This is a genomic window from Streptomyces sp. NPDC059718, assembly GCF_042733315.1.
In the GTDB taxonomy this organism is placed as follows: domain Bacteria; phylum Actinomycetota; class Actinomycetes; order Streptomycetales; family Streptomycetaceae; genus Actinacidiphila.
This window is the reverse complement of record NZ_JBHWGA010000117.1, coordinates 1-4944: the sequence shown is the minus strand read 5'-3', so window position 1 is coordinate 4944 and position 4944 is coordinate 1. Positions and strand designations below refer to the sequence as shown.

Here is a 4944-nt window from a genome sequence, read left to right as displayed (position 1 = left end):
ACCGCACCCCGCGCCATGGCGACCCTCCGCAACCTCGCCATCGGCGTGCTGAAAACCCTCGGAGCCGACAACATCGCCAAGACCACCCGAGCAATGGGCGGTTGAGCGAGATGCCTGACGTCTCAACTCTGCTGCCGGGGAGCCTCGTTGGTTACGTACCCTGCCTGTGAGAATGGGGATGCCGTCCCGAGGTGCGGTCTGGCCCATATCCTGCCTGGCTCGCTTGTTGATGCCCTGAATGCGATCTGCCGGCTGCATCCGGGGCGGTGTGTGCGCTACCGGGATGGGCTCGTGTCCAAATAGGGGCTTTTCTGCGGCATCGTCACAGGTCTGACCGCTCTTCCCGTCCGGTGGCTGGCAATGCTCCGACCAGCGGGAAGAGAGACAAGCCCGTGCTCACTCCAGTGACGGACCCCGACCAGGCCGAGGTCGTTGCCGGTGTCGACACACACAAGGACTGCCACGTGGCCGTGGCCATCAGCTGCCGGCTACCAGGAGCTGCTGCACTGGGCCCGCATCACCGGCCAGGTGAATCGGGTCGGCGTGGAGGGCGCCGGCTCCTATGGAGCTGGCTTGACCCGAGCCCTGCGTGCCGCTGGTGTGGAAGTCGTCGAGGTCAACCGGCCGAACCGGGCGTTACGCCAGCGGCGGGGCAAGACTGACGCGGTGGATGCGGAGGCCGCCGCCCGGGCAGTGCTCAGCGGTGAGGCAGCGGTCGTACCCAAGCACGGTGACGGGCCCGTCGAGGCGATTCGGGTCCTGCAGGTCGTCTACCTGGACATCGATTCGAAGGTGAAGCAGGTCTACGGGGCCGCCAAGCAGGGCGCCGAGCACGGATACACCAAGGTCAAAGGCTTGCACTTCCAGATCGTGACCGCCTCCACCCCGCTCGCGGCGCCGGTGATCGTGGCATCCCGTCTCCGCAAGGGCTCGGCCGGCTCGGCCAAGGGCGCCGCCCATCTGATCGCCGAGGCCATCGCCCAGGTGCGGGCGATGGGCGCCACCAGCATGATCGTGGTCCGTGCCGACTCGGCGTTCTTCTCCCACAAGGTCGTGGTCGTCTGCCGTCGCGCGAAGGCGCGGTTCTCACTGGCGGTTGCGCAACGCAAGAAGGTCCGCCAGGCCATCGCCGCGATCCCCGAAGATGCCTGGGACACCGGTCAAGTACCCCAAGGCGATCTGGGACGCTACCGAGCAACGCTGGATCTCGGACGCGGAGGTGGAGTACACCGCGTTCACCGGCAAGGCCAAGAAGTACCACACGAGGGCCCGGCTGCTCATCCGCCGCGTCAGGCGCCTCAACGACACCCATGTTCCTGACGGGCAGGGCGAGTTGTTCAAGATCTGGCGCTTCCACGCGGTGTTCACCGACAGTCCCTACGACATGGTCGAGGCCGAGAAGTGTCACCGCGCGCACGCGATCGTGGAACACGTCTTCGCCGATCTTGAGGACTCGGCCCTTGGGCACCTGCCGTCGGGGAAGTTCACTGCGACCGCGGCCTGGCTCACCCTGGCCGCGCTCGCGCACAACCTCACCCGCGCCCTGGGTACCCTGGCCTCCGCTTTCCACGCCAAGGCCCGCGTCGGCACCATCCGCCGCCACCTGATCGCGGTCCCGGCAAGACTGGCTGTCCGCGGATGCACCCTGACCTTCCACCTGCCCGAACGCTGGCCCTGGCAAGACGCCTTCGAGACGTTGTGGACGGCCGTCGGCTGCCGCCTGCGGACCTGACCTCGCCGCCCTGCCCGCCTACGACCAAGGACCTGGGAGACCCCGCCACCGGGACGGCTACCCGGCGATCACCCACACCCACCAGCGAAAACCCGTGCCGGAATCAACCGGAAACGCTCACCAGAATCCGCCCGGTGTATCCAGGCTCAGATGGTGGTTGTGACCTGTGGTTTTGTGGCTGCCCGAGGCGTTGTCAACTTGCTCGGGGTATGACTGGCTGGTGATGCGTCAGGGCGTGTCGGGGCGGTGGCGGGCCGTGTTTCAGGCCGCGGCGGGCAGGCTGGTGGTGCCGGTGATCTGGTCCCAGATGGCGAAGCGGTGATCATTTCGGCTCGGTGCCGGCTGGCGGTCATGAGGTGGCGTGGGGCTCGGGAGTGGGGTGGGATCGCGCTGAAGGCGGACAGGAATCTCTGTGACCCGCCACTGTCCGGAAGCCCTTCATGGCTCGTTCGCGCTGGCGGGTGGGCTGATGGGAGTTCTCGGCGCGGTTGTTCTGGTGCTCGGATTTTCGGTGCTCGACCGAGCGCATCAGTTCGCGGTGGGCGACGCGGTAGGAGGCGAGGCCATCGGTGACCAGTACCCGTGGGACCCGGCACTGCTTCTTCATCAGCTTGGCGAGGAAGCGGCGGGCGGCCTCGGCGTCACGCTTGCTCTGGACCAGGATGTCCAGGACGTTGCCGTGCTAGTCGACGGCCCGCCACAGGTACTTCCGCTCGCCGTTGATCTTGATGTAGACCTCGTCGAGGTGCCATTTGTCGCCGGCCCGGGGCCGTCGGCGCCGCAGCCGACGGGCGTACTCGGGCCCGAACTTCGCGCACTGCCGGATGCTCTCGTTGGAGACGGTGATCCCGCAGGTCAGCAGCAACTCCACCTCACGGAAGCTCAGCGGGAAGCGGTGGTACAGCCACACCGCGTGGCTGATGATCTCCGCCAGGAACCGGAACCCCTTGTATAACGGCGCCTCGGCCTCCACAGCGACTCCTCCCTACCAGCCCGAACGATCCAAATGACCATCTCACGGGCAGGCCACAGCCAAGTTGACAACACCCTGGCGAGGCTGCTTGCTGTTCACTGCAAAGTGCTGGGTACACCGGGGACAGTCGCGGGCGCTGGGGCCGTTGCGGCGGGCAGTGCTGGTGCTGCGCTGGTTCCGCGGGCGATCTTGCGTGCACCTTCTGGCCCGGGCCACCCCACCGGCTGCCGCGACCAGAGGGTAGGCGCGAAGGTTTGTAATGTTTACTCCAGAATGCTTATCCTCGTGACATGCACGGTGATGAGGTCGTTACTACTACCCCACGCTTGACGCGCAAGGGCCAGGCAACACGCGACCGGATCGCGGCCGCTGCTGCAGCCCTGATGTTCGAGCGCGGCGTGGCCTGCACCAGCATCGAGGACGTACAGGAAGCCGCAGGAGTGAGCCCTTCGCAGATTTACCATTACTTCAAGGACAAGAAGTCTCTAGTCAAGGCGGTTATCGCCGTGCAGACGGTGCAGGTTCTTCGAGCGTTCGGGGCCGTCGAGCCTCAGTACAGCCGGCTTGACAGCATGGAGGCGTTGCGGGCCTGGCGGGATTTCGCTGTGAATCTGGAGCGCTCACTGGACTGCGCCGGAGGCTGTCCTATTGGGACGCTGGGCAGTCAGCTGGCCGAAACCGATCCGGATGCCCGCAAGGAGGTCGCCGCCGGGTTCGCCCTTTGGGAGAAGTCCGTTGTGGACGGCCTGCAGGCCATGCAGGATCGGGGTGAACTGCGTGCCGACGCCGACCCGGAACGGTTGGGGTTGTCGCTGCTGACCACGCTGCAGGGCGGTCTGCTGCTCACCCAGATCCGCCGCGACACCTGGGCGCTTGAGGTAGGGCTGGACACGATGCTCGACCAGGTCGAGTCCTTCCTCGTGCCTGCCTGATCAACCCGAGCGGGCCATACGCGTGGCGCCAGGACCAAGGCGCCTCGGACGCTGCCCGCGAACGCACGGGGTGAAGAGCCTCTCGTGCCCGTCCGACGTGAGCACCGCATCGCGGTGGTCCGCGGCGGGCTCCGAGGAGGCACGGGCAGCGGGTGTCCGCCTCGCAGGAGCTGCCGGCCGGGACGTCGTGCTGATGAAGCGCGGGCGTTTCCCCTGGATCGTGGACACCCCGGTCAGTGAGCCTTTTCAGTGGGACCACCGATCGGGTGACGGCTGGCTGGTCGGATATCGGTGAAGGCTCCTCGGCGGTTGAGCGAGATTTCTGAAGTCTCAACTCTTCTGCCGGGGAGCCTCGTTGGTTACGCATCCTGCCGGGGGGTGTAAAATGTTCGGGTCTTACAAGATTTTCGTAGCCGGTGATCGCCTTCAACTCGTCTGTGGTGCCGGTGATTTGGCGGTGGCAGGCTGGTTGTGTGTGTTGTCAATGGTGGGGGACCTGCTGCCGCAGCTGGCCGCGGTGCAGGTCGAGCGAGTGGAGGTCAGCGGGGATCTGCTGCGGATCACGGCCCGGACCGGGAATGACGCTCTGGCAGAGTGTCCGGGGTGCGGGCAGGTGTCGGACTGGGTGCATTCACGGTATGTGCGGCATGTCGCGGACGAGGCGGTGGGCGGCCGTGCGGTCATGATCGACTTATCAGTGCGCCGCCTGTACTGCGAGAACCCGGCCTGCGAGCAGGTCACCGGCCTGACGCAGCGCTACCAGCGTCGCACTCCGGCCCTGCAGACGGTGGTCGACGCGGTCGCCGTCGCGCTGGCCGGCTCGGCCGGAGTCCGACTGCTGGGCGTACTGCACCACGTGTTGACCTGGGCAAGTGTGCTGAACTGCCTAGTACTGCAATCACAGTTACTGGGTATGACCTCGTCGTTTGTAGTGGGAGCGCCGGGCCCTGGTCTGGCTGTGCCGTCGCCATAAGGACCAGCTCAGGTGGTGGATCGGGGTGAGGTGGTGGGGGTGAAGGATCAGTCCGATCAGGCGGCGGATCTCCGGGACGGACAGGGGTATCAGTCCGCCGTTTCCTGTTGTGGAGCCCCCTTTGCCAGCTCGTGTGCCCGCATCGCGGTGAGCGCGGCGAGGGTGGCCATGGACAAGGTGATGTGCCGGTACCAGGCGTCGTATCGGCGGACTTCGTACTGGTCCAGGCCGCACTCGTTCTTCGCGGTCTGGTCGGGTAGGACCGCCGCATTGCTGCGGCGGTCCCCCCTCAGAACCGTGCGGGCCCGTTGTCCGAGCACACGGCTCAAGCAAG

General features: G+C 66.3%; 2 protein-coding genes and 3 pseudogenes. 3 read left to right on the top strand and 2 right to left on the bottom strand.

Annotated features, from left to right (window positions below):
• The first annotated feature begins 392 nt into the window (after positions 1–392).
• A pseudogene (locus ACFV3E_RS46395) lies at positions 393–1732 on the top strand (IS1380 family transposase).
• Between the two features lie 261 nt (positions 1733–1993).
• Here the strand turns inward: ACFV3E_RS46395 and ACFV3E_RS46390 are convergent.
• Positions 1994–2705 (bottom strand): annotated as a pseudogene (locus ACFV3E_RS46390) (IS6 family transposase).
• Between the two features lie 326 nt (positions 2706–3031).
• Between ACFV3E_RS46390 and ACFV3E_RS46385 the strand changes: the two are divergent.
• Together ACFV3E_RS46385 and ACFV3E_RS46380 are read left to right on the top strand one after the other, a co-directional pair.
• A complete protein-coding gene (locus ACFV3E_RS46385; protein ID WP_500542553.1) occupies positions 3032–3637 on the top strand; it encodes a TetR/AcrR family transcriptional regulator in 606 nt (201 codons plus the stop codon).
• Between the two features lie 385 nt (positions 3638–4022).
• The gene (locus ACFV3E_RS46380; protein WP_500542551.1) at positions 4023–4610 is read left to right on the top strand and encodes a transposase family protein; all 588 of its coding nucleotides are present in this window, start codon (positions 4023–4025) and stop codon (positions 4608–4610) included.
• Between the two features lie 89 nt (positions 4611–4699).
• On the opposite strand, the pseudogene ACFV3E_RS46375 reads toward ACFV3E_RS46380, so the two are convergent.
• Positions 4700–4944: pseudogene (locus ACFV3E_RS46375) on the bottom strand (hypothetical protein); the annotation flags it as partial.

Coding starts and splice junctions, on each gene's coding strand:
- ACFV3E_RS46380 (WP_500542551.1), top strand. CDS start 4,023: ATGTTCGGGTCTTACAAGATTTTCGTAGCCGGTGATCGCCTTCAACTC.